This window comes from Streptomyces sp. WAC 04229 (assembly GCF_003947455.1).
GTDB lineage: Bacteria > Actinomycetota > Actinomycetes > Streptomycetales > Streptomycetaceae > Streptomyces.
Map to the genome: position 1 here is coordinate 14,611 of NZ_QHJH01000008.1, position 24,492 is coordinate 39,102.

The window sequence follows — 24,492 nt, forward strand, 5'->3', positions numbered from 1 at the left end:
GTGGTGTTCTGGGGACTCAGGGGGTTCTTCCGGCAGCGAGGGACTCCAGCTGGAGCAGGTACAGGGCCAGCGGCTGGAGCCGGCTGACGCGCTGCGGCGCCCCCGGGCCGCGGCCCGCCGCCAGCAGACGTTGCAGGACCCGGTCGCGGCTGTGCCACCAGCCCCGTCCGGAGTGCAGGGTGTGGCCGAGCAGCCGGGTGAGGTACGCCAGCCGGTGCCCGACCAGGACGAGCCCGTGGCGCTGCGGAACGGCCGCGGCGAATCCCAGGCCCGCGTGCTCGGGGAACGCCTTGTGCAGCGCCTGGTCGTGGAAGGTGCCGTCGACCAGGAACCGTCCCGGCACGGAGGCGAGGTGGTCGACGAGGGCGTGGTCGAGGTACGGGGTGTGGATCAACGCCTGTCCGCCGCCGAGCGTGAAGGGGGCGAGGGCGATGGAGCGACGCGTCCGGTTCCAGAAGAAGAACGAGCCGAGCGGGAGGGGCGCGTCGGCGTGCCGGGTCAGTTCCCGCACGAGCCGGGCGCGGGCCCTCTCCCGGCTCCACAGGCCGCGGGTGCGGGGGCCGAGGAGATGCTCGACGTGCCCGCCGGTGCGGCCGGCGGTCAGCAGCCGGTCCGCCAGCCCCGGCGGGTCCGTCGCGTCGTAGGGGTTCTTCCGGATCAGTTCGATGCTGGGGTTCTGGGCCAGCTCGCCACCCCCGAGCCCGTCGTACCACAGTCCGCTCCGGCGGCGCAGGAAGCTGAGCAGGGGCAGGGCCCAGGCGCCGTCCAGCGTGCCCATGCCCTGTGCCGGGCCCGCGGCGCGCTCCGCGTGGAACTGCGAGCGCGGCCGGCCGACGGTGCGGTGCGGCAGTCCCAGGTGCCCTGCGAGGAGGGCGGCTACACGCGCGTCGGCGCCCGGATCGGGCGGGAACTTCGCGCCGCTGACGCACAGTCGCGGCGGGGCGCCCTGGCGGCACAGCTCCAGCAGGATGTGGCGCGAGTCCCGGCCGCCGCTCAGCGGCAGGTCATACGGCCGGGCGGGCAGCCGGCGGGCCACGGAGGCGCGGAACAGGTCGATGAAGCCGTCCACCGCCTCGCCCCGGGTGAGGTCGGCGGGGCCGGGCACGGGAAGGGCGGGAGCGTCGAGGCGCGGTCCGTCGCGGGTCCAGGTCAGCGTGGCGGCGGGGGGCAGCGCCCGGATCGCCGCGAAGGGGGTGTCCTCGGCGAGGAAGAAGCCCAGCCGGACGAAGACGGCCAGCGCGTCGTGGTCGAGGGCGGCGTGCTCACCGGGCCTGAGCAGGGCGAGCGGATCGGGGGAGAGCGTCAGCGAGTTGGCGTCCGAGCGGTAGTACAGGGGGTGCATGCCGTACCGGTCGGTGCGGACCAGGAGGCGTTCGCCGTCCCAGTTCCAGGCGGCGAAGACCCCCTCGGGCGGTGGCCCCCCGGCCAGTGGATCCGCGCCGAGGGCGTGTCCGAGCCGTGCCTGCCCCTCGCCCTCGGCCCGGACCCCGCCCGGGCCTGCGACGAGCCGGATACGGGGCTTCACCGGGCGTCCAGCAGGGGCCGCACGGCGTCCCCGATCCGGTGGGCCACCGCATCCTGGTCGAGCACGGACTCGCCGAAGCCGATGGTGGTCTTCTTGTGCTCCTCGATCGTCGACGGCCGTGCCAGCCAGTCGTCGACGGTCCGGAACAGGTCCTCGGGCTCGGCACAGGCCCGGCCGAGACCGTGGTCGTGGATGAGCCCCGGCACCCACTGCTCCATCGGCAGCCCCGACTCCAGCATCAGCACGGGGATCCCGAAGTAGGCGGCCTCCAGGGTGGTGTTGGGGCCCGCCTTCGAGACGAGCAGGCCGTACGGCGACCTGGACGCGCGGTCGATGTAGTCGAAGTACTCGGCCTGCGTGAGCCGGCTGTGGAACCGCCAGTGCGCGAGCCGCTCGGCATCCGCCGCGGCGCGACGGGCGAGGCCGGGGTCGTCGTAGCCGACGAACACCAGGTCCGTGTCCGGGTGGCGGGCGGCGATGTGCCGCAGCAGTTCCAGGTAGACGTCACCGCCGCGGTTGCAGAAGATGATCAGACGGGGCCGGCCGGAGTCCTGGGCCCCGCCCCAGGGCCCGGCCGTCGGAGCGGCGGATTCGCTGGTCATGAAGTCCCGCAGGTCGTGCTGGGCGACGAGCGGCCCCACCACCCGCACCCGGTCGGGATCCCCGCCCGTGCTCGCCAGGAGACGGTCCCTGGCCCATGCGAAGCCCACCAGGGTCAGATCGGGGTGCGGGCTGCGGTGCAGCGGCAGCTGGAGCAGTCCGGGGTTGGTGACATGGCTGACCACCCGGGTGCGGACCCCCGCCAGTCCTACGGCCGCCACGCACAGCCGCGCCACGAACCCCTTCGTGCCGACCACCACGTCCGGGGCGGTGCTGCGCAGGTGCTCGGTCAGCGGGGCGAGAGCGGCCTGCTGAACGGGGGTGGGGCCGACCTCGAAACCGGCGGGGAAGCGTTCCTGGAGGCGGGCCATCAGGCCCATGTACCGTTCGGTGCGCACTGTCGCGTCGGGGCTCTCCAGGGAGATCGTGCGGATCTCGGCCCCCGCCTCGCCCAGCCAGGGCAGGATCGGCTCGGCCTCCAGCAGCGTCACGTCCGCGTCGACGGACCCGCGCAGTACCCGGGAGAACCGGGTGGCGGCGAGGTAGTTGCCGAACTCCCCCCAGGTCCTCGGTGACAGCACCTGGATGTGTGGACGGTCACGGCGCATGGCGGGGCTCCTCGGTGAGGTCGAGGCAGGCTGGGGCGGTAGCGGGCGCGTGCGCGGGAAGCGCCTGGTACCAGAGCTGGTACGTCAGCAGCGCCCACAGCTTGCGGGACGTGTCACGCCGGCCGCTGACATGGTCGTCGGCCAGCCTCCGCACCGCACTCGCGTCGAACAGCCCGCCGCGGTCCAGTGCGGACGCGGAGAGCGTGTCCAGCAGCAGCGGGCGCAGTTCCTCGCGCAGCAGGGCGGCCAGCGGGGCGCGGAAGCCCAGCTTGGTCCGCCGGACGATGTCCCCCGGCAGCCAGTCGGCCGCGATCCGGCGCAACAGGAACTTGCCGGTGAAGCGGCGCAGCTTGAGCGCCGTGGGCAGCGCGTTGCCGTACTCGACGAGATCCAGGTCGAGGAAGGGGGAGCGCAGTTCGAGGGCGCTGCGCATGCCGCCGCGGTCGGCCTTGGTGAGGATCACGTCGCGCAGGAAGTGGGCGACGACACCGAGCTGGCTGCGCTGGACGCCGGTCAGCCCCGACGGGCCGTCGAGGAGCCGGGAGATCTCGGTGAAGGGGTCGTGACCGGTCAGCGCCGCACGGGCGTCCGGCCGCAGCAGGCCGGGAAGCTCGGCCGGTCCGAAGGGGGCCGTGGACAGGTAGAAGCGGTGCTCCGGGGCCGCCCGCAGTCCGCGCGCCAGCAGGCTCAGGGCCGCGGCGGCGGGCAGATTGCCGGACCGCGCGGGCAGCCGGCGCACGAGGGTGCGCAGCAGGGCCTCCAGCCGGGGCGCCGACATCAGCCGCAGCAGGATCTCGATCGCCCGCTCGGCCTGGAAGTAGCGGTAGCCGAGCAGGAGTTCGTCGGCGCCGTCCCCGGTGAGCACCCCGCGCACGTGCTGCCGTGCCGTCCGGCAGACGATGCGGGTGGGCAGCAGGGAGGGGTCCGCGAGGGGTTCGTCGGCCCGGGCGTACTCCGACTCCACCACCTCGGCTAGGTCGCGGCCGCCGATGCGGACCACGTGGTGTTCGGCGCCGATGTGCCGGGCCACCGCGGCGGCGTGCGCGCTCTCGTCGAAGTCGGACTGCTCGAAGCCCGCGCTGAACGTCAGCACCGGCCGCCCCGACGAGAGCTGCTGGGCCACGGCGGCCACCGCGCTGGAGTCCAGACCCCCGCTCAGCAGCACCCCGAGCCGGCGCTCCGTGCTCGTCACCCGTCGGGCGACCGCCGTGCGGAACAGTTCCTCGAACCGCGCGGCCGCCTCTCTCCGGCCCGGACCCCGTCCGGACGTCTCCAGCCGGGGCCGCCAGAACTCCACTTCGCGCAGTCGCCCTTCGGCGTACTCCAGCCAGTTGCCGGGACGGACCTTGTGCACACCCGTCACGGCCGACCCGGGTGCGCAGAAGGCCTGGAGGGTCAGATAGCCGGCCAGAGCGCGTACGTCGGGGGTGCGCGGGGCGTCGGGATGGCGCAGCAGCGCGGTGAGTTCGGAGGCGAAGGCGATCCCGGCGGGCACGCGGGTGTAGTAGAGCGGCTTCTTGCCCATCGGGTCGCGGGCCAGGACGGTCGTCCGCGTACGCGCGTCGTGCAGGACGAAGGCGTACATGCCGCGCACCCGGTCCAGCACCTTCATACCGTGCCGCTCGTACAGTTCCACCAGCACCTCGGTGTCGCTCTCGGTGCGCAGCCGGGCTCCCGCGGCGCGCAGTTCGCGGCGCAGCTCCCGGTGGTTGTAGATCTCCCCGTTGAGCACGAGCGCGACGGCACCGCTCGACGAGACGAACGGCTGCCGGCCGGGGCCGACGAAGGTCAGGGCGCAGTGCGCGAAGGTCACGCCGTGGTGGTGGCACCGGCTGCTGCCGTCGGGGCCGCGGTGCGCCACCGCCGCCAGCATCCGTTCGGCCGTGGCACGTCCGGACTCCGGACCGCCGGGGTCGCTGAACCCCACGAAGCCGCACATACGGCTACGACCGGCGGGTGGGCGCCATACCGGCCGGCGAGGCGGTTCTGGGCGACGCCGCCCGGGCGAGCGATCGCCTGGCCCACTCGATCTGCGTGGCCAGCCCGGCGCGCAGATCCTTCCGCGCGGTGAAGCCGAGGCGGCGCCTGGCGCACTCGATGTCGGCCGTGGTGGCCCGGACGTCACCGATGCGTGCGGGGCCGTACCTGGCGTCCGGGGTCCGGCCGGTCAGCTCGCCGGTCAGGGCAAGGACCTCGTTCATCGACACGGCTTGGCCGGTTCCTATGTTCAGGACACCGGTACCCCGACCCCGGGGCGCCGCCGCGAGCATCAGCGCGCGCACGACGTCCGACACGTGGACGAAGTCACGGAGCTGGGTGCCGTCGCCGTAGACCTCGATCGGTTTGTTCTCCAGGGCGGCGCGGATGACCCGGCCGATGAACATGTCCGGGCGCTGGCCGGGGCCGTAGACCGTGAAGAACCTGAGGGCGTTCACCGACAGGGCGGTGTCGAGGCGCGCCGCGAAGGCGAGGGCGAGCCGTTCCGCGGCGAGCTTGGTGACCCCGTACGGGGACAACGGACGGGGGAGGTCGTTCTCGTGCATCGTGCCCTCCGCGCCGCCGTAGACGCTGGAGGACGAGGCCATGACCACCTGGGGGACCCCGGCGCGCACACACGCGTCCATGAGGCGCTGGGTGGCCAGGACGTTGCAGTGGAGATACTCGGGGAATTGTGTCCAGGACGGACGCACACCAGGCAGCGCGGCTAAGTGGAAGACAGTTTCGGCATTTTCGAGACAGGTCGAAAGATCGGCGGATACGAGATCGGCGCGGATCGCGTGGAGAGATCCCGTATCCGCGGATGGCGCGATTTCACCCGTGGCCCAACTCGATTTACGATCAATGCCCGTCACGTTCGCGCCCTCGCGTCGCAACGCCTCGACGAGATGGGAACCGATGAAACCCGCGGCACCGGTGACCACGACTTTTCTTGTGTTATCGACACCGTCGTGCGTGTCACCCGACATTGCGAATCCCCCTTGGTCCGTTGGTATCCGGTCGTTCAAGGCGGTGCTATGTGCTGGTGCTGCCCTCGGGTGCCGGACCCCTGCGAAGCGCGGGTGCGGAGAATGTGGCCGAGAAGTGCTGGCGCACGACGATGGCGCGCAGGGCGAATTGCCCAGAGGACCCGTGGAGTCTAACAGTGCGAGGAATCCGCAGCAACGGCTTACCGGTCCCCGTGCTCCGGAACAAGCGGCGGGCCATATTCCGCATGCGGACGTGCCATTTCCGGACTCCCGCACGGACTCCACGCGTCATTCCCAACCGTCGGCAAGGACTTTATGCTGAGGCCTTCCGCCGCCTTGGGGGGAGGGACGCGTTGGCAGGCAGTCCGTTGCGGCAGCTGTCCGTACTCTTCCGCTATCTGCGCGGCGAACGCCCCTCCGTCCTGCTTCTTTCGGTGCTGGTCCCGCTCGGCATCGGGCTCCAGCTCGTGGCACCGCAGATGATGCGCAGGTTCATCGACCACACGCTCTCCCGAAGCCCTTCGGACCTGCTGCTCGCGGTCGCCGTCTGGTATCTGGCGGCGGCCCTCGGACTGCTGGTGGTGACCATCGGCTGCGACGCCGTGGCCGCCCGGCTCGCCTGGCGCACCACCAACCGGCTCCGCGCCGACCTGGTGGCCCACTGTCTGCGCCGCCCCTCCCGCTTCTACCAGCGCCATCCGCCCGGCGAACTCGTCGACCGCGTCGACGGCGACGTCACCCGGCTCGCCGCGGTGATGTCCGCGCTGGTCCTGGAGGTCCTCGCCCAGATGCTGCTGGTCGTCGGGATCATCGGCGCCCTCTTCCAGCTCGACTGGCGCCTGGCCCTGGTCTTCGCGCCGTTCGCCGCGGGCACGCTGCTGCTGCTGCGCCGGCTCGTGGGCCGGGCCATGCCCTTCGTCGCCGCCCGGCAGGCCTCGTCCGCCGACCTCCTGGGCTTCCTGGAAGAACGGCTGGCCGGCGTCGAGGACCTGAGGACCAACGGGGCCTTCGGCCACACCATGCGCACGCTGGATTCACGGCAGGCCGACCTGTACGGGCGGGCCCGCCGCGCGGCGCGGGTCTCGGCCCGCTGGCCCGCCACCGTCCAGGGCCTGTCCACCGCCAGCGTGGTCCTCGCCCTGGCGGTCAGCGTATGGCTGCACGACCGCGGACAGCTCTCCATCGGGACCGCCTTCGCCTGTCTGTCGTACGCCATGCTGCTGCGCCGTCCGCTGCTCGCCCTGACCACCCGATTCCACGACCTGGAGGAGGCCGCGGTCAGTGTGCGGCGCCTGAAGGAACTGCTCGACCAGGACGACGACGTCGTCCGCACCGGTACCCTGCGCCTGCCCGCCGGGCCGCTGGGTACCCGGCTGGACCACGTGTCCTTCTCGTACGAGCCGGGCGAGCCCGTGCTGCGGGACGTGTCCTTCCGGCTGCGCCCCGGGGAGCGGCTCGGCATCGTCGGCCGGACCGGAAGCGGCAAGTCGACCGTCGTACGGCTGCTGTTCGGGCTGCACCACGCCACGAGCGGCAGTGTCACCGTCGGCGGCCAGGACGTCGCCGGTCTCGACACCAAGGCGCTGCGCGGCCGCGTCGCCCTGGTCACCCAGGAGGTCCAGGTCTTCCACGCCACCCTCCGGGACAACCTCACCTTCTTCGACCGCCTCGTCGACGACGACCGGGTGCGGGGCGCACTGGACGAGGCCGGACTCGGCGACTGGTGGCGGGAGCTGCCCGACGGACTGGACACCGTGCTGGGCGGCGGAGCGCGCGGGATGTCGGCGGGCGAGGAACAACTCCTCGCCCTGGCACGTGTCTTCCTGCGGGACCCGGCCGTGGTCCTGATGGACGAACCGACAGCCCGCCTCGACCCGCACACCGAACGGCAGCTCATGCCCGCGATGGACCGGCTGCTGGCCGGACGGACCGCCGTCGTGGTCCAGCACCGGCCGCACACCCTGCGCAACGTCGACCGCATCCTCGTCCTCGACGCGGGGACGGTGGTCGAGCACGGGGAGCAGACGGTGCTGGCGGCCGACCCGACCTCGCGCTTCCACGAACTGCTGCGCGTCGGCTGACGGGACACAAGGGTGACCGACATCGACGCAGGGGGCACGCTCGGGCGACTCGGGGCCGTGCTGCGCGGCTCCGCCGGTGCCTACTGGGCGCTGACGGGGTTGTGGGTGCTGCTGCGGGCCGGAACCCTGGCGGTGGGGCTGCTGTTCCAGCGGCTGTTCGACGAGATCGGGGCCGGCGGCGGGGTCTGGCTGCTCATCGCCTGGGTGGCCGCGATCGAGGTGGCCCGGCTCTGCCTGCAGTTCGGCGTGATGATCAACCGGCTGGAGCCACGGGTCCAGTACGGCACGACGGCGCGGCTGCGACGGGACCTGCTGGGCACCGCCCTGCGCGGCCGGGGCGCCATGTCCCGGACGACGCCGGGAGAGGCCCTGCGGGTGGCGGGGGAGGACGTCGAGGAGACGGGATTCTTCGTGGCCTGGGCGCCGACCAACCTCGCGCACTGGCTGTTCGTCGTCGCCTCGGTCACCGTGATGGTGCGGATCGACGCGGTGGTCACGATCGCGCTGCTGGCCCTGCTGGTCCTCATCACGGTGGTCACGGCCGCGGTCCACGGCCGGTTCCTGCGCCTGCGCAACGCCACCCGGACCGCGTCCGCCGAGGTCGCCGGCGCCCTGCGGGAGGCGTTCGGGGCGGTAAAGGCGGTGCAGGCGGCAGCCGCCGAGGACCATGTGGCAGCCCACGTCGTCGAGTTGAACGCCGCCAGGGCCCGCCTGGCGGTGCGCGAGGAACTCTTCGCCGGGGTGCAGCGGACCGTGATCGGCAACGCGACCCCGCTCGGGATCGGCGTGGTCCTGCTGCTCACGGCGGGGCAGGCACACAGCGGGGCGTTCAGCGTCGGGGATCTGGCGCTGTTCGCCTTCTACCTGCAGATCCTCGCCGAGGCGCTGGCCTCGATCGGCATCCTCTCGGTGCGGCTGCAGCGCGTCTCGGTGGCTCTCGGCCGGATCACGGCCTTCCTCGGGAGACGGCCTCTGACACCATCCGTGGAGCCGGCGCCCGAGGCCGGGCCCGCGCCCACGCCCTCGCCCGACCCGGGCCCCGCGCTGCGGGAGATGACCGTCCACGGGCTGACCGCACGGCACCCCGGCTCGGAGCGCGGCATCGAGGATGTCTCCCTCACGGTCGTACGCCGGTCCGTCACCGTGGTCACCGGAGGCGTCGGTTCGGGCAAGTCGACGCTGCTCCGGGCCGTCCTGGGGCTGTTGCCGCACGAACGGGGCACCATCGTGTGGAACGGGGAGCCGGTCGCCGACCCCGCGGCCTTCCTGGTGCCGCCGCGCTGCGGCTACACGCCCCAGGAGCCGCGACTGTTCAGCGGGTCGCTGCGGGAGAACGTCCTGCTGGGGCTCGGCGAGGAGGACGGCGACGGTGAGGGCGGGCCGAGGATCTTCGAGGCCGCCTCTCGCACCGCGGTCCTGGCCCCCGACGTCGCGGTCATGAAGGACGGCGCCGACACCGTCGTGGGTCCGCGGGGCCTCAGGCTCTCCGGTGGCCAGCTCCAGCGGACGGCCATCGCCCGGATGCTGGCCCGGCGCCCCGAACTCCTCGTGTTCGACGACGTGTCCAGTGCCCTGGATCCGGCCACCGAACAGGTCCTGTGGGACCGGCTGCTGGACGGCACGGTAACCGTCCTCGCGGTGTCGCACCGGCCCACGCTGCTGCGCGCGGCGGACCGGGTGGTGGTGCTGAAGGACGGGCGCGTGGACGCGGTCGGGACACTGCCCGAAGTACTCGACGCCTCCGCCGAGATGCGCCGGATCTGGGCCGATCAGGACCCGGAGCCGAGGCCGGGCCCTTCCGACGGAGCCCTGCCGTGACGCGGCGACCGGGCGGCTCCTCGATCAGGACAGCCGCTCACCCCGCGGCGCGCCCAGCTCGGACCAGATCCCGTCGAGCGCCTCGACGAACCCGCGGACCTCGGCGGCCTCGTGGACGGCCGAGGGGGCGACCCGCAGGATCTCCTCGCCGGTCGGCACGCTCGGCGCGTTGATCGCCTGCACGTAGGCGCCGTGCCGCTCCAGCAGCAGCGCCGACAGCCGCTTGCAGAGGCGGTCCTCACCGACCAGCACCGAGACGATGTGGGTCTGGTCGGACAGGAACGGAATGCCCCGCTCCCGCAACAGGCCGTGCAGGAGGCCGGCGTTGGCGGCCAGCCGCTCGCGTTCCAGCTCGGAACCGCGCAGATGCCGTACGGCGGCCAGCGCGCCGGCCGCCACGGCGGGCGGCAGGGCCGTGGTGAAGATGAACGACCGGGCGAAGGCCCGCACCGCGTCCATGAGAACGGTGGGCCCGGTGACATAACCGCCGGTCATCCCGAAGCCCTTGGCCAGCGTCCCCATCATCACGGTGAACGCGGGCGCGAGTCCCTCCCGCGCCGCGATGCCGGCGCCCTCGGGACCGTACATGCCCACCGCGTGAACCTCGTCGATGAACGTCTCCGCGCCGTACCGCTTGGCGATGTCGGCGATCTCCGCGAGTGGCGCGATGTCGCCGCGCATCGAATGCACGGACTCCGTCACGACGAGTTTCGGCCGCTGCGGATCCACCCCGGACAGCAGTTCCTCCAGATGCGCGCAATCGTTGTGCCGGTAGATGAACTTCTCGGCCCCGCTGTGCCGCAGGCCGTCGATGATGGACGCGTGGTTCAACTGGTCGGAGAACACGGCGCAGTCGTCGATGTGTCCGGCGAGCACGGAGAGCGCGCCCTCGTTCGCGGAATAACCGGAGGTGAACAGCACCGCGTCCTCCTTTCCGTGCAGCGCGGCGAGTTCCGCCTCCAGGGCGACGTGATAGTGGTTCGTCCCGCCTATATTGCGGGAACCGCCTGACCCGCCCCCGCATTCGTCGACGGCGCGCTTCATCGCCGCCAGCACGTCCGGGTGTTGCCCCATACCCAAATAGTCGTTGCTGCACCAGATCGATATTTCGCCATGCTGAGCCGTGTCGGCCGCGGGGAAGCGGCCCGCAATGCGGCCGAGCTCCAGAAACTCCCGTTTACGCTCGGATGTTTCCTGCGCAAGGCGTGCGAAGAAGTCCAGGTACTCCGACATGTCTTGTGCTCGCTCTCTGTCGCTTTCCCTTCGACGGGCCTCATCGTAGGATGCGCCGAGGTCCCTGCACAGTGCGCCTTCGCGTGAAAGCGGAGTATCGATGACCGAATGTGAAATCTCCTTCTCGCGGTTTCACCGTTCCTTTTCCGGTCGTGCCGGAATGGGCGGGCCGGTCCGATGACCGGCGGTGCCACGCTCTCGGCAGCGGACGTGCTCGCGGACACCGCGCGGCGCACCCCGGGAAGCACGGCGGTGGTGGCCGGTCCCGAGCGCGTCTCCTACGGCGACCTGTGGCTGGCGGCGCGACGGTACGCGGCGGCGCTGCGCGAGCGAGGCGTCGCCCCCGGCGACCGGGTCGCGCTGCTGCTCCCCAACACACCCGTGTTTCCCGCGGCGTACTTCGGCGTCCTCGCGCTCGGCGCGACCGTCGTACCGGTGAACGCGCTCCTGAAGGCGGAGGAGATCGCGTACGTACTCCGGCACTCGGGGGCGCGTGCGGTGCTGTGCTCCGGGTCGCTCCTCGGTGAGGGTGAGCCGGCGGCGAAGCGCGCCGAAGTGCCGCTGCTGACGGTCGGTTCGGAGGCCGGCGCCACGGGCGGGTCGGCGCTCGACCGGCTCGTGGCACGGGCCGCGCCGATCGAGGCACCGGTGCCCCGTGCGCCGGACGACATCGCGCTGATCCTGTACACCTCGGGCACCACGGGCCGTGCCAAAGGCGCCATGATCAGCCACCTCAACCTGTTGTCGAACATCGACACGACGATGCTCTCGCCCTTCGACATGGGTCCCGACGACGTCCTCCTCGGCTGCCTCCCCCTGTTCCACACCTTCGGCCAGGTCTGCGGCATGGGGACGTGCTTCCGAGCCGGCGCGACCCTCGTCCTGATGCCCCGCTTCACCCCCGAGGCGGCGCTCGACCTGATGGTGCGCGAACGCTGCACGGTCCTCATGGGCGTGCCGACCATGTACATCACGCTCCTCGAGGCCGCGGCCCGGGACGCCCGCCGCCCGCCGCTCGCCCGTGCGTACTCCGGCGGTTCGGCGCTCCCGGTCCGGGTGCTGGAGGACTTCGAGACGACCTTCGGCTGCCCCGTCTACGAGGGTTACGGACTGACCGAGACCTCCCCCTGCGTCGCCTACAACCAGAAGGCGTGGCCCCGGCGGCCCGGCACCGTCGGCCGGCCGATCAGGGGCGTGGAGGCGGAGATAGCCCGGGCGGACACCGAGGACCGCGTCGTGCTGCTCCCGCCGGGAGAGATCGGCGAGATCGTGATTCGCGGCCACAACGTGATGGCCGGCTATCTGGACGACCCCGAGGCCACCGAGGCCGTGTTCGTGGACGGCTGGTTCCGCTCGGGCGATCTCGGCACGAAGGACGGCGAGGGCTGTCTGACCATCGTCGACCGCAAGAAGGACATGATCGTGCGGGGCGGCTACAACGTGTACCCGCGCGAGGTCGAAGAGGCGCTGTCCCGCCACCCGTGCGTCGCCCGGGCCGCGGTGATCGGCCTACCGGACGCCCGCTACGGCCAGGAGGTCTGCGCGGTGATCGTCCCCCGCCCGGACACCGCGCCGGACGCGTCGCTGGCACGGGACGTGATCGCCTGGGCCCGTGAGCGCATGGCCGCCTACAAGTACCCGCGCCGCGTGGAGTTCGTCGGCGCCCTCCCCTTGGGGCCGAGCGGCAAGGTCCTCAAGCGGGAACTGGCCGCCCTGCTGAGGAAGAGGACCGGCGAAGAAACCGGTACACGAGCCGAGACGGGATCCGCCGACGGCGTGCGGACGGACGAGGCACCCTGACCGTGCGCCGCGCGGTTGTCGGCCGTGTCGTGCGGGCCGAGGACCGCGACGTCACCACTCGGCCTGGAGCAGCGAGAACCGTGCCCCCTCCGGATCCGCGACCATGGCCGTCCGGCCCCGGGGCGAGTCCTGGACCGGCTCGAGCACATGGCCGCCGAGGCCGACGAGCCGCTCCAGGGCCGCGTCCGCGTCGGCCACCTCGAAGTACGTCAGCCAGTGCGGCCCCCGGTCCCGGGGGAGCGCGCTGCCCAGGCCGTGGATGCCGGCGACCGGGCGGCCGTCGAGGCGCAGGGTCACATGGTCGAAGCCGGCCGAGACCGACGGCGCCGGCTCGAAGCCGAACACCGTTGCGTAGAACTTGGCGACGTTCGCCGTCTCAAACGTGATCAGTTCGTTCCACGCCGGTGTGCCGGGCACGCCCGTGACGGCGGTGCCGAGGTGTTCCGCCGCCTGCCAGACGCCGAAGACGGCACCCGAAGGGTCCGAGGCGATGGCCAGCCGGCCGGCCTCGCCCGCGTCCAGCGGGCCGACGCCGACCGTGCCACCGCACAGCCGCACCGTCTCGGCGGTGCGGTTCACGTCGTCGGAGGCGAAGTAGGGCGTCCAGGCGATGGGGAGCTGGCGGTCGGGCGGCAGTTGGCCGATTCCCGCCACTTCGTACCCGTCGAGCAGGGCCCGCACGTAAGGGCCCAGTTGCTGGGGTCCGGGCCGGAACTCCCAGCCGAACAGGCCCCCGTAGAAGTCGTGGGTCGCGGCCGGTCCGTGCACCATCAGACTCACCCAGCAGGGTGCGCCGGGTGTGCGCCGGGCGTTCGTCCCACCGTTCCGGCCGACCGACCCCCGTGCGTCCGTCATCGTCACTCTCTTCTCGGCCCTTGCGCGGGCCGTGCGTCCGCTTTCACTCCGACGGACCCCGCGCCGGTCCCGGCGCCGTGCGCCCCGGGTGCGCTCGTGGGGCAGTCCGGCCGCCCGGGTGGTACAGCATGTGCCCGAACCCGCACGCCTCGTGATCGGTACTGTCCGGCGGGCAGAGTAGCCCGACATCGACGCCTCGGCCACTCGGTACGCCAGGATGGGGCCATGAACGCCATCATCTCCGCATCCGAACTCATGAAGGAGCTGGCGGGCTCCAACCCGCCCGTCCTGCTCGACGTCCGCTGGCAGTTGAGCACGGCCGGGGCGGCGGGCGCCCCGCCCTTCGACGGCCGGGCCGAGTACGCCGCCGGGCACCTTCCCGGCGCCGTCTACGTCGACCTGGACCGGGAACTCGCCTCCGCGCCCGGCGGGCGCGGTCGGCATCCCCTGCCGGACGTGGCCGAGTTCGGCGCGGCGATGCGCCGGGCGGGCGTGTCGTCGGGCCGGCCGGTCGTCGCCTACGACGGTGGGCAGGGGTGGGCGGCGGCCCGCGCGTGGTGGCTCCTGCACTGGACGGGTCACCCGAACGTGCGGGTTCTCGACGGCGGGTTGCCGTCCTGGGAGGCGCCGCTGTCGACGGACGTCCCGGTCCCCGAGGAGGGCGACTTCGCCCCGTCGCCGGGCGCGTCGGGGCTGCTGGACGCGGACGGTGCCGCCGCGCTGGCCCGCTCCGGGGTGCTGTTCGACGCCCGTGCGGGGGAGCGTTACCGGGGCGAGGTCGAGCCCATCGATCCCGTCGGCGGTCACATCCCGGGTGCCGTGTCCGCACCGACGACGGACAACGTGACGGCGGACGGCCGCTTCCTGCCCGCCGGGGAACTCCGGGCGCGTTTCAGGACACTCGGCGCCACGGAGGGCGACGAGGTCGGCGTCTACTGCGGCTCGGGCGTGTCGGGCGCCCACGAGGTGCTCGCCCTGGCGGTGGCGGGCATCCCGGCGGCGCTGTACGTGGGTTCGTGGTCGGAGTGGTCCTCGGACCCGTCCCGGCCGGTCGCGGTGGGACCGGATCCGCAGTAGGGGCGCGGAAGGCATGTACGGGGCGGGTCCGGTCGCCGGGTCTCGGAGCGGGGTGGACGCCGGGCCCCGGTGACGCCTCTCGGTGGTGGCGACCGGAGCGGACGGGCCGTGTGCGCGCTCGGCCGAGGGAGGCGGGCGCGGGCGGGGCGGCCGGGGCGCACCCGACGGGTGACCGGGCGGCCCCGCGACCGAACAGCACAAGGGTCCCGCGCACGGCACCGGGGCCGCACCCGCGTGGGTACGGCCCCGGTCCGGGACGTAAGGGTGCGGTGCCCGGGCCCTACTCCTGCTTCTTGCGGCGGGTGCCGAAGACGATCTCGTCCCAGCTCGGCACCGCCGCGCGGCGGCCCGGCCGGACGCCGTCGGCCTCCGCCTGGCGGTCGGTGGAGCCGGTGAGCCGGTCGCGGTGACTGGCCACCGAGCGCGGCATCAGCACGTCGGCATAGGCGGAACCGGCCGACGCGGCGGGCGCCGGGGGCTCCTCCACCTCGGGCTCCTCGGCCGGTTCCTCCACCACCGGTTCCGGGGCGCGCTCGGGCACCACCAGGTCGCCGCGGAAGCTCGGTACGGCTTCCAGGAGGCTGGTGAGCGAGTCCCGTTCGCGTTCGGCGGAGGCGGTGACCGCGGTCTCCTCGGCGGGTTCGGACGGCGGCGGGGGCAGGCTCGGCCGCTCCCGCTGCTCCCGGTCGAGGGAGCGGTCAAGCGGCCGGTCGCGCGGCAGCCGGGCGATGCGCGGCACGAACGGGAAGCTGGGCTCGGCCGCGGCGAGGTCGTCGGACTCGCCGATCAGCGCGCGTGCCTCCGAGTCGACGGCCTGGACGAGCCGCCGGGGCGGGTCGTACGTCCAGCTCGCCGAGTGCGGTTCGCCGGCGACCACGTAGACCAGGAGTACTTCCCAGGTGCCGTCGTCGCGGCGCCAGGAGTCCCACTGGACGGTGTCCTTGTCGGCGCCGCGCAGCAGCAGCCGCTCCTGGACCGCCTCGCCGAGGGGCGGCCCGGAGTTCTCGCCGGGGCGGCGGACGGGGGTCTTGCGGGCCCGCTCCGCCATGAAGGCGCGCTCGGCCAGCACGGGGCCCTCGAAGCGCCGTACGCGGTCGACGGGGATGCCGGCCATCTGGGCGACCTCTTCCGCGGTCGCGCCGGCACGTATACGCGCCTGGATGTCGCGGGGGCGGAGATGACTCTCCACCTCGATCTCGATCTGGCCGAGGCGGGGACGGTCGCCGCGCACGGCGACCCGGAGTCGTTCGTCGATCGGAAGCGTGTACTCCGTGCTGTCCGCAGCCTTCAGCACCAGCCGTGTGCCGTCATTCGAGACGGCCACGACACGCAGTTCGGGCATGGGGACCTCCCGGGTGGTGCCTGCCGACGTCACGTGCGTCGCTGCTTCCGCTCTGTCGAGTGTGGCCTGCCCGGGTGCAGCCTGCCACAACCTTGCCGAGTTGCCCGGCGTGTCGGGCGCGGGCCCTGGATCGCCGTTATGGCACGGTTACCTGTTCGCAACGCTAAGTGACCAACTCCGTCACCCTGTGCAACTAGCCCCCTCCCGGCGGTCCTTCAAGGCGCCGAACCCCCTGTCGGGAGACCGGACCCAGGGCTCGCAACAGTACTCCATTCGGGCCACGTGCGTGGATTGGCACGCCGCCCAACTTCTGACAAGAGGGGGTGCTTGGCCGTCCCCGCCGTGAATTGCGCGATCTTGGACGTGGCGTACTTCACGCAATCACCAGAAACGGAACTAATGGTTTCGGCCGCACGTCCCTTTCTCGTGCAGTTGATCGGTCCCGTAGGGGAAAGGCAGGCAAGGTCAGAGGATGCGTGAAAAGTCCGGTGGCGCCGGGGAGGCGGACGTGCGTACGGAGGGGGAAACCAGGCGGATCGACCTGAGCGTCGCCCAGGTCGCGGGCAGCGCGCTGGCCGCCGTGGTGGCCGCCAAACTCGCCTCTTCGTTCGGCGTCTACGGCACGATCCTGGGCGCCGGTGTGATCAGCGTGGTCGCCACGTGCGGGGGCTCGGTCCTCCAGCACTTCTTCAAGCGCACCGGGGAGCAGCTCCGGGTGAAGCGCACGGCCGCCGTCGCCCAGGGGGCGGGGCGCGGAGCGGAACCGGCTCCGGCGCCGGGCGAGTTCTCCGAGGGCACCGTCTACCGCGCGCGGACCACGGGCTGGAAGCGCCCGGTGCTCGCGGCGGCCCTCGTCTTCGGGGTCGCCATGGCCGGGATCACCACGTACGAGCTCGCCTCCGGCGAGAACCTGAGCGGAGGCCACCGCACGACGGTCGGCAACGCCCTCTCCGGTCACAACAAGTCCGCTTCGGGCTCGGGAAACTCCGATGATTCCGGCGATTCCGGCGATTCCGGGGACTCCGGGAACTCCGGGAACGGCAAGGGCGACCCGGGCGGTTCCGGGAACGCCGGGGACAACGGGTCGGGGAGCGACACCCCGGCCGCCACGCCGTCGGGAACCCCGAGCGGAACCGGCGACGACACCTTCCCGGGCGGCGACGCCGGGCAGGACGGCGGTACGGCGACCAGCCCGACGCCCACCCCTGACGCCACCGGGGACGAGGGCTCAGGCGACTCCGCGACCCCCGCCCCCGACGACTCGGCTACGGCCCCAGAACCCGGCGCAAGTAGTCGTTCAGGAACAGACGGTCAGGGTCAAGGCGGTCCCGCAGCGCAGTGAACTCGCCGAAGCGCGGGTAGACCCGGGAAAGGTACTCGGCGTCCCGGGTGTGCACCTTGCCCCAGTGCGGCCGTCCCTCGTGCGCCGTGAAGATGCGCTCGGCCGCGGTGAAGTACGCCTGGTAGGGCGTGCCCCGGAACATGTGCACGGCGATGTACGCGCTGTCGCGTCCCGAGGCGGTGGACAGCGTGATGTCGTCGGCCGGGGCCGTGCGCACCTCGACCGGGAAGCTGATCCTGAGCCGTGACCGGTCGACCATCGCCTTGAGTTCGCGCAGCGTCTCGACGACCGCCTCGCGCGGCACGGCGTACTCCATCTCCACGAACCGCACCCGGCGCGGCGAGGTGAAGACCTTGTGCGGGGTGTCCGTGTACGTCCGCGCGGAGAGCGCCTTGCTGGAGAAGCGGGCGATCGCCGGGATGGCGCCGGGGGCGGCGCGGCCGATCCAGTTGGCGGCCTGGAAGGCGCCGTTGGACAGGAACTCGTCCTCGAACCAGCCCCGGATCCGGCCGACCGGCTGCTCCGGTCCGGCGCTGCGGTTGTTGCGCTTGGTGTTGGTGTTGCCGGTGTGCGGGAACCAGTAGAACTCGAAGTGCTCGTTCTCGGTCCACAGTTCGTCGAAGTCGGCGAGGACCCGCTCGAAGGGCATCGGTTCCTCACGCGCGGTGAGCAGGAAGAGCGGCTCCACGGCGAAGGTGAGGGCGGTGACGACGCCCAGCGCGCCCAGGCCGACCCGGGCGGCGGCGAACACCTCGGGGTTCTCCCGCTCGGAACAGGTCAGCACCGAGCCGTCCGCGGTGACCATTTCCAGCCCCCGGATCTGGGCGGCGATCGAGGCCGACTCGCGGCCCGTGCCATGGGTGCCGGTACTGGTGGCCCCGGAGACGGTCTGCTCCACGATGTCGCCCATGTTGGTCAGCGACAGCCCCTCACGCGCGAGGGCCAGGTTGAGCCGCTTGAGCGGGGTGCCCGCCTCCACCGTGACCGTCATGGCGGCACGGTCGATGTCGCGGATGCCCGTCAACAGTTGAGGGCGGATCAACAGGCCGTCCGTCGCCGCTATGGAGGTGAAGGAGTGCCCGGTGCCGACCGCCTTGACCCGCAGCCCCTCCCCGGCCGCCGCGCGGACCGCGTCGGCCAGCTCCTCGACGGAGGCGGGAGCGACCTCCCGCGCGGGACGCGCGGAGACGTTGCCGCCCCAGTTACGCCATGTGCCGTTCCGGCCGTTCGCCGTGCGTGTGCTGCTCAACGGTGCCTCCCCGACGCGGATCCGGCCGCTTGAGCCGGCGGTACCCGAGGAAACCGACCGCGACCGCGACGGCCCCGGCCACCGCCGGAACCCAGTACCCCGCACGTGCCCCGGAGGCGTCGATCACCCAGCCGCCGCCGGAGGAGCCGAGCGCGACCCCGACCGCGAGTCCGGTGCTCACCCAGGTCATGCCCTCGGTGAGCTGCGCGCGTGGTACGTGCTCTTCGATGAGGGACATCGTCGTGATCATCGTCGGAGCGATGGACAGACCCGCAACGAACAGCGCCGCGGCCAGAAACAGCAGGTTTCCGACCAGTAGCAGGGGGATCATACTCACGGCCATCGCACACACGCCCAGCAACCAGCGACGCTCGGGCGGACCGGCGAAGCGCAGCAGCCCGAAGATCATGGCCGCCGTGCACGACCCCGCCGCGTACAGGGCGAGGACGAGGCTGGCGGCGGCCTTGTGCCCCTCCTCCTCGGCGAACGCCACGGTGACGACGTCGATGGCCCCGAAGATCGTCCCCGTGGCCGCGAACGTGCCGACCAGGACCTGGAGGCCGCGCGAGCGCAGCGCGGTGCCGCCACCCTTGTGCTCACGCGGGTGCGGCACCGGCTCGGTGGCCCGCTGCGCGGTGAGCCAGAAGACGCCGGTCGCCAGGAAGCAGGCGGCGAGCAGCGGCCCGGCCTCCGGGAACCACGCCGTGGACAGGCCGATGGAGATGATCGGCCCGAAGATGAAGCAGATCTCGTCCACCACGGACTCGAAGGAGTACGCGGTGTGCAGCTGCGGGGTGCCCCGGTACAGGGCCGCCCAGCGGGCCCGGACCATTGCGCCGAGGCTCGGCACGCAGCCGATGCCGACGCAGGCCGCGAACAGCACCCAGTCCGGCCACCCGTAGTGCGCGGCCGGCAGCAGCACCGCCGCCGCGGTCAGCGACACCAGGGTCGCCGGACGCAGCACCCGCCGCTGCCCGTAGCGGTCCACCAGGCGGGAGACCTGCGGTCCGGCCACGGCGGCGGCGAGCGCGATGGTGGCCGACAGCGCCCCGGCCAGTCCGTACCGCCCGGTGAGCTGCGAGATCATGGTCACCACGCCGATGCCCATCATCGACAGCGGCATCCGGCCGAGGAAGCCCGCGGCGGAGAAGCCCTTGCTGCCGGGGGCGGCGAACAGGGCGCGGTAGGGGCTGGCCAACGAGGTCTCCGGAAAAGGCTCGGCAACGCGCTCAGTAAGGTGCGAACACAGTCGATACAGATTACTCGCCGAAACGCCCGGAAACACCCCCGCGGACCTGGTGGAACGCACGGTCGGTACCCCGCCGTTTCCTCGCTGTCAGTGCCTGGTGGCAGGATCGAGACATGCCAGACGTGCTCGATGTCAGTCCGTACGACGCCCTGCTCCTGCTCTCGTTCGGCGGCCCGGAGGGCCCGGACGACGTGGTCCCCTTCCTGGAGAACGTGACGCGCGGGCGGGGCATCCCGAAGGAACGCCTCAAGGAGGTCGGGCAGCACTACTTCCTCTTCGGCGGGGTCAGCCCGATCAACGACCAGAACCGCGCCCTGCTGGACGCCCTCCGCAAGGACTTCGCGGAGCACGGCCTGGACCTGCCGGTCTACTGGGGCAATCGCAACTGGGCGCCGTACCTGACGGACACCCTGCGCGAGATGGTCCGCGACGGCCGCCGCCGGGTCCTGGTCCTCGCGACCAGCGCCTACGCCTCGTACTCGGGCTGCCGCCAGTACCGGGAGAACCTCGCGGACGCGCTGGCCGCCCTGGAGTCCGAGGGGCTGGCGCCGCCCCGGGTCGACAAGCTCCGGCACTACTTCAACCACCCCGGCTTCGTGGAGCCCATGGTCGACGGGGTGGTCCGGTCCCTCGCCGAGCTGCCCGAGGAGGTCCGCGACGGCGCGCACATCGCGTTCTCGACCCACTCGATCCCCACCTCGGCCGCGGACACCTCCGGTCCGGTCGAGGCCCACGGCGACGGCGGCGCCTACGTCCGCCAGCACCTCGACGTCGCCCAGGTGATCGCCGACGCCGTCCGCGAGCGCACCGGCGTCGACCACCCCTGGCAGCTCGTCTACCAGTCCCGCTCCGGCGCCCCGCACATCCCGTGGCTGGAGCCCGACATCTGCGACCACCTGGAGGAGCGCCACGCGGCCGGTGCCCCGGCGGTGGTGATGGCCCCCATCGGGTTCGTCTCCGACCACATGGAGGTCCTGTACGACCTCGACACCGAGGCCACCGCCAAGGCCGGTGAGCTGGGGCTGCCGGTGCGGCGCTCCGCGACCGTCGGCGCCGACCCGCGGTTCGCCGCTGCGGTCCGCGACCTCGTCGTGGAGCGGGCCGCCGACGAACGCGGCGAGGAGGCCGCCCCGTGCGCGCTCGGCGCGCTCGGCGCGAGCCACAACCTGTGCCCGGTCGGCTGCTGCCCCGCCCGCGCACCCCGGCCCGCCGCGGCGGGCGCCGACAGCCCCTACGCGTGAGGAAGCCCGTGACCGACCTGAGGACCGACCCGCTCCACGCCGAGCTGCTGACGATCGCCCGGGAGGCCGCCCACCGCGCGGGCGCGCTGCTGCGCGACGGCCGGCCGGCCGACCTCGCGGTCGCCGCGACCAAGTCCAGCCCGATCGACGTGGTCACCGAGATGGACATCGCGGCGGAGAATCTGATCACCGGGCTGATCGCCGAGCGCCGCCCCGAGGACGGCTTCCTCGGCGAGGAGGGCGCCGCCGCCGAGGGCACGAGCGGCGTCCGCTGGGTCATCGACCCGCTCGACGGCACGGTCAACTACCTGTACGGGCTGCCCACCTGGGCGGTCTCCATCGCCGCCGAGCAGGACGGTGAGCGGGTGGCGGCTGCGGTCGTGGCCCCGATGCGGGGCGAGGCCTACCACGCGGTGCTGGGCGGCGGAGCCTGGGCGACCGGAGCCTGGGAGGGCGAACGCGCGCTCGCCTGCCGGCCCGCGGCCCCGCTGGACCAGGCGCTGGTCTCCACCGGCTTCAACTACGTCGCCGACGTCCGCGCGGAGCAGGCCGAGATCGCGCGGCGGCTCATCCCGCTGGTGCGGGACATCCGGCGCGGTGGCTCGGCCGCGATCGACCTGTGCGACGTGGCCGCGGGACGCCTCGACGGCTACTACGAACGCGGGCTGCACCCATGGGACCTCGCGGCGGGCGACCTGATCGCCCGTGAGGCGGGCGCGGTGACCGGAGGACGCCCGGGTGAGCGCCCCTCCGGCACCCTGACCATCGCGGCCACCCCGTCCGTCTTCGAACCCCTCCAGCGCCTGCTGACGGACTTCGGGGCGTAGGCCTCCGGCGGTGGATCAGGGGTGGCGGTCGGCCCCGGGCCCATCGGCGCGGCAAGGCATGACCCGGGGGCCGCCCGGCAGCGCACCCGGACACGACGAAGCCCCGGCGCTGGATCGCCGGGGCTTCGTCATTCCCGGGTCGGTCAGGCGTTGGTCGCCCTTACCTCCACGCCGTGCTCGGCGGCGAGTCGGCGCAGGTCGTCGAGCTCTCCCAGTTCCACGTCGACAAGGAACTCGTCGCCCTCGTCTCGGGCCCGGGACAGGTCGGACTCGGTCGTCTGTATGCGCTGCAGAAGTCCTGCGGTGAAAGCGTCCATGCTGCGCCCCCTCGTCCTGGGTCGTGGGTCGTTGGCACGGGGGTGTGCCGTTCGGAAGGGGCGATCACGTCTCCGGTGGAGTGCCCAGCGCTGCCCTGCTGGGCGGCGACGGTGCCGGACACCCACGCCCGCTCTGCGGAAGCGGACCGCGGCGTACCGCGCGGTGACGCGGTACAGGCAGAGCGTGATCGCGGGGTGTAAAGCCGTCCTCCCCCCGCTCCTCTTCGCGGAAACCTCAACCACGCGAGAAAATCCTTCATTCCCGCCCGCGGGACTTTCCGCGTCGCCGCCCCGTCTCCCGCCTTACAGCCGACTTATGGCCGAAAAGGGCAGGATGGAGGCAACACACCCACCAGGCCCCTGCCCTCGTGCGCCGACCGGCGCTACGCGGGTGGACACAGGAAGGACAAGCGACGTGCGCGTACTCGTCGTCGAGGACGAGCAACTGCTCGCCGATGCGGTGGCCACCGGACTGCGCCGGGAGGCCATGGCCGTCGACGTCGTGTACGACGGTGCGGCCGCCCTGGAGCGCATCGGCGTCAACGACTACGACGTGGTCGTCCTCGACCGCGACCTCCCCCTCGTGCACGGCGACGACGTGTGCCGCAAGATCGTCGAACTGGGCATGCCCACGCGCGTGCTGATGCTCACGGCCTCCGGCGACGTCAGCGACCGCGTCGAGGGCCTGGAGATCGGCGCCGACGACTACCTCCCCAAGCCCTTCGCCTTCAGCGAGCTGATCGCCCGGGTGCGCGCCCTGGGCCGCCGCACCAGCGTGCCCCTGCCGCCCGTCCTGGAGCGCGCCGGCATCAAGCTCGACCCGAACCGCCGGGAGGTCTTCCGCGACGGCAAGGAGGTCCAGCTCGCCCCCAAGGAGTTCGCCGTGCTGGAGGTGCTCATGCGCAGCGAGGGCGCCGTGGTCTCCGCGGAGCAGCTCCTGGAGAAGGCCTGGGACGAGAACACCGACCCGTTCACCAACGTCGTACGCGTGACCGTCATGACCCTGCGCCGCAAGCTGGGCGAGCCGCCCGTCATCGTCACCGTCCCCGGCTCCGGCTACCGGATCTGACCGGCCGTGGCGACGACACCCGCGCCCCCCGGGGCGCCCCCCAAGCCCACGTGGGACCCGCGCTCGGCCACGCCCCTGCCGTGGCTGCGCCCCACCATCCGCATAAGGCTCACGCTGCTCTACGGCGGCATGTTCCTGATCGCCGGCATCCTGCTGCTGTCGATCATCTATCTGCTCGCCGCCCAGGCGGTGCGCACCGGCAACGAACCCCTGTACAAGATCGTCGACTTCACCGACCTCAGGGTCTCCAGCAGCGACTGTCCGGTCGTGGACAACGGCAACCTGTCGCTGTCCGCGTTCAACGCCGCGATCAGCGACTGCATAGACCACCAGCGCAAGGTCGCCCTGGACAACCTGCTCAGCCGTTCGCTGCTGGCGCTGCTCGGCCTCGCCGTGATCGCCTTCGCCTTCGGCTACGCCATGGCCGGGCGCGTCCTGTCGCCGCTGGGCCGGATCACCCGCACCGCCCGTGCGGTGGCGGGCTCCGACCTCTCCCGCCGGATCGAGCTGGACGGACCGGACGACGAGCTGAAGGAGCTGGCCGACACCTTCGACGACATGCTGGAGCGGCTGCAGCGGGCGTTCACCGCCCAGCAGCGCTTCGTCGGCAACGCCTCCCACGAGCTGCGCACGCCCCTGGCGATCAACCGCACGCTCCTGGAAGTGCACCTGTCCGATCCGAACGCCCCGGTGGAGCTCCAGCAGCTCGGCAGGACAATGCTGGCCACCAACGAACGCAGCGAGCAGCTGGTCGAGGGCCTGCTGCTCCTCGCCCGCAGCGACAACCAGATCGTCGAGCGCAAACCGGTGGACCTCGCCGAGGTGGCCGGTCAGGCCATCGACCAGGTGCACGCCGAGGCGGAGAGCAAGGGCGTGGAGGTCCGCGGCGCCCGCGAGGCCGCGGTGGTCCAGGGCAATGGCGTCCTCCTGGAGCGGATCGCCCTGAACCTCGTCCAGAACGCCGTGCGCTACAACGTGCCGGAAGAGGGCTGGGTCGAGGTCTCCACCGCCGTGGAGGGCGGCCAGGCGGTCCTGGTGGTCACCAACACGGGCCCGGTCGTACCGGCGTACGAGGTGGACAACCTCTTCGAGCCGTTCCGGCGGCTGCGCACCGAGCGGACGGGCAGCGACAAGGGCGTGGGGCTCGGGCTCTCCATCGCGCGGTCCGTGGCCCGGGCGCACGGCGGGCACATCTACGCGCAGCCGCGCGAGGGCGGGGGACTCGTCATGCGCGTCACGCTGCCCGTCTGAGATCATGACCCCCGACATCTCACCGAGAACCGAGGATGTTCG

Annotated in this window: 19 protein-coding genes; 9 read left to right on the plus strand and 10 right to left on the minus strand. The window is 72.4% G+C overall.

Annotated elements, in window-relative coordinates; all coding sequences use genetic code 11:
- Positions 1–16 precede the first annotated feature (16 nt).
- The 4 genes from DMH12_RS03710 to DMH12_RS03725 are packed head-to-tail and all read right to left on the minus strand — an operon-like array spanning position 17 to position 5,699.
- The gene (locus tag DMH12_RS03710) at positions 17–1,525 is read right to left on the minus strand and encodes an asparagine synthetase B family protein (protein ID WP_125490085.1); all 1,509 of its coding nucleotides are present in this window, start codon (positions 1,523–1,525) and stop codon (positions 17–19) included.
- A complete protein-coding gene (locus tag DMH12_RS03715; protein WP_125490086.1) occupies positions 1,522–2,733 on the minus strand; it encodes a Moenomycin biosynthesis protein MoeGT1 in 1,212 nt (403 codons plus the stop codon). The genes DMH12_RS03710 and DMH12_RS03715 overlap by 4 nt, the downstream gene beginning before the upstream one ends.
- Positions 2,723–4,672, minus strand: a complete 1,950-nt coding sequence (gene asnB, locus DMH12_RS03720) for an asparagine synthase (glutamine-hydrolyzing) (RefSeq protein WP_125490087.1) — start codon at positions 4,670–4,672, stop codon at positions 2,723–2,725. Before asnB ends, DMH12_RS03715 begins: the two co-directional genes overlap by 11 nt.
- Positions 4,673–4,676: 4 nt before the next feature.
- Entirely contained in the window at positions 4,677–5,699 is a 1,023-nt protein-coding gene (locus DMH12_RS03725; RefSeq protein ID WP_125490088.1) for an NAD(P)-dependent oxidoreductase, read from the minus strand.
- A 353-nt stretch (positions 5,700–6,052) separates the two neighbouring features.
- Here DMH12_RS03725 and DMH12_RS03730 point away from each other — a divergent pair, with 353 nt between their 5' ends.
- Positions 6,053–7,780, plus strand: a complete 1,728-nt coding sequence (locus DMH12_RS03730; protein WP_125490089.1) for an ABC transporter ATP-binding protein — start codon at positions 6,053–6,055, stop codon at positions 7,778–7,780.
- Between the two features lie 12 nt (positions 7,781–7,792).
- Positions 7,793–9,598: an ABC transporter ATP-binding protein gene (locus DMH12_RS03735; protein ID WP_260474026.1), complete on the plus strand. Its 1,806-nt coding sequence runs from the start codon at positions 7,793–7,795 to the stop codon at positions 9,596–9,598.
- Between the two features lie 24 nt (positions 9,599–9,622).
- Here DMH12_RS03735 and hemA read toward each other — a convergent pair whose 3' ends face one another.
- Complete coding sequence (gene hemA, locus DMH12_RS03740; protein ID WP_125490090.1) at positions 9,623–10,831, minus strand: 5-aminolevulinate synthase; 1,209 nt, start codon at positions 10,829–10,831, stop codon at positions 9,623–9,625.
- Positions 10,832–11,008: 177 nt separating this feature from the next.
- Between hemA and DMH12_RS03745 the strand changes: the two genes are divergently transcribed.
- Positions 11,009–12,631 carry a long-chain fatty acid--CoA ligase gene (locus DMH12_RS03745; RefSeq protein WP_125490091.1) on the plus strand — a complete coding sequence of 541 codons (1,623 nt, stop codon included), beginning with the start codon at positions 11,009–11,011 and terminating at the stop codon, positions 12,629–12,631.
- 51 nt (positions 12,632–12,682) lie between these two features.
- Here DMH12_RS03745 and DMH12_RS03750 read toward each other — a convergent pair whose 3' ends face one another.
- Positions 12,683–13,486, minus strand: a complete 804-nt coding sequence (locus DMH12_RS03750) for a VOC family protein (protein ID WP_125490092.1) — start codon at positions 13,484–13,486, stop codon at positions 12,683–12,685.
- A gap of 225 nt (positions 13,487–13,711) precedes the next feature.
- Here DMH12_RS03750 and DMH12_RS03755 point away from each other — a divergent pair, with 225 nt between their 5' ends.
- The gene (locus DMH12_RS03755; RefSeq protein ID WP_125490093.1) at positions 13,712–14,563 is read left to right on the plus strand and encodes a sulfurtransferase; all 852 of its coding nucleotides are present in this window, start codon (positions 13,712–13,714) and stop codon (positions 14,561–14,563) included.
- Between the two features lie 280 nt (positions 14,564–14,843).
- Here DMH12_RS03755 and sepH read toward each other — a convergent pair whose 3' ends face one another.
- Positions 14,844–15,905, minus strand: coding sequence for a septation protein SepH (gene sepH / locus DMH12_RS03760; RefSeq protein WP_125490094.1), 1,062 nt, complete (start codon positions 15,903–15,905; stop codon positions 14,844–14,846).
- Between the two features lie 472 nt (positions 15,906–16,377).
- Here sepH and DMH12_RS03765 point away from each other — a divergent pair, with 472 nt between their 5' ends.
- Entirely contained in the window at positions 16,378–17,247 is an 870-nt protein-coding gene (locus DMH12_RS03765) for a hypothetical protein (RefSeq protein ID WP_125490095.1), read from the plus strand.
- On the opposite strand, the gene DMH12_RS03770 is transcribed toward DMH12_RS03765, so the two are convergent.
- Positions 17,171–18,496: a D-arabinono-1,4-lactone oxidase gene (locus tag DMH12_RS03770; RefSeq protein WP_125490096.1), complete on the minus strand. Its 1,326-nt coding sequence runs from the start codon at positions 18,494–18,496 to the stop codon at positions 17,171–17,173. The two genes, DMH12_RS03765 and DMH12_RS03770, sit on opposite strands and share 77 nt — an antisense overlap.
- The gene (locus DMH12_RS03775) at positions 18,450–19,694 is read right to left on the minus strand and encodes an MFS transporter (RefSeq protein WP_125490097.1); all 1,245 of its coding nucleotides are present in this window, start codon (positions 19,692–19,694) and stop codon (positions 18,450–18,452) included. The genes DMH12_RS03770 and DMH12_RS03775 overlap by 47 nt, the downstream gene beginning before the upstream one ends.
- A gap of 164 nt (positions 19,695–19,858) precedes the next feature.
- On the opposite strand from DMH12_RS03775, the gene DMH12_RS03780 reads away from it, so the two are divergent.
- Complete coding sequence (locus DMH12_RS03780) at positions 19,859–20,986, plus strand: ferrochelatase (RefSeq protein ID WP_125490098.1); 1,128 nt, start codon at positions 19,859–19,861, stop codon at positions 20,984–20,986.
- Between the two features lie 8 nt (positions 20,987–20,994).
- Complete coding sequence (locus DMH12_RS03785; protein ID WP_125490099.1) at positions 20,995–21,813, plus strand: inositol monophosphatase family protein; 819 nt, start codon at positions 20,995–20,997, stop codon at positions 21,811–21,813.
- 143 nt (positions 21,814–21,956) lie between these two features.
- Here DMH12_RS03785 and DMH12_RS38925 read toward each other — a convergent pair whose 3' ends face one another.
- Positions 21,957–22,130, minus strand: coding sequence for a hypothetical protein (locus tag DMH12_RS38925; RefSeq protein ID WP_163016070.1), 174 nt, complete (start codon positions 22,128–22,130; stop codon positions 21,957–21,959).
- A 415-nt stretch (positions 22,131–22,545) separates the two neighbouring features.
- On the opposite strand from DMH12_RS38925, the gene DMH12_RS03795 reads away from it, so the two are divergent.
- Both DMH12_RS03795 and DMH12_RS03800 read left to right on the plus strand, forming a co-directional pair.
- Entirely contained in the window at positions 22,546–23,199 is a 654-nt protein-coding gene (locus DMH12_RS03795; protein ID WP_003993508.1) for a response regulator transcription factor, read from the plus strand.
- 6 nt (positions 23,200–23,205) lie between these two features.
- Complete coding sequence (locus DMH12_RS03800; RefSeq protein ID WP_125490100.1) at positions 23,206–24,450, plus strand: HAMP domain-containing sensor histidine kinase; 1,245 nt, start codon at positions 23,206–23,208, stop codon at positions 24,448–24,450.
- Positions 24,451–24,492: the final 42 nt, after the last annotated feature.